This window comes from Pedococcus sp. P1_H8 (genome assembly GCF_056405175.1).
In genome coordinates this window covers 1-417 of the sequence record NZ_JBFUCP010000301.1, presented here as the reverse complement: position 1 = coordinate 417, position 417 = coordinate 1, and the positions used below count along the sequence as shown (strand labels likewise).

The 417-nt window shown below is 65.0% G+C and carries 1 pseudogene; it reads left to right on the top strand.

Annotated elements, in window-relative coordinates:
* Window positions 1–16: 16 nt before the first annotated feature.
* Window positions 17–417: pseudogene (gltD, locus tag AC1DYG_RS20110) on the top strand (glutamate synthase); the annotation flags it as partial.

The following is a 417-nucleotide window of genomic DNA, read 5'->3' as shown; positions in this document are numbered from 1 at the left end:
ATCATGGAGGCAGCTCGTGGGTGATCCAAGCGGCTTCCTGAATCACGGTTCGCGCGAGCTGCCGGTCCGTCGTCCCGTCGCCCTGCGGCTGATGGACTGGAAGGAGGTCTACGAGGATTTCCCGAAGGAGACCCTCCAGACCCAGGCCAGCCGCTGCATGGATTGCGGTATCCCGTTCTGCCACAACGGTTGCCCGCTGGGGAATCTGATTCCCGAGTGGAACGACCTGGTCTTCAAGGACCGGTGGCAGGACGGCATCGAGCGGCTGCACGCGACGAACAACTTCCCGGAGTTCACCGGTCGGCTGTGCCCCGCGCCGTGCGAGGCGTCCTGCGTGCTGGGGATCAACCAGGACCCGGTCACCATCAAGCAGGTCGAGGTCGAGATCGTCGACCGCGCCTTCGACGAGGGCTGGGT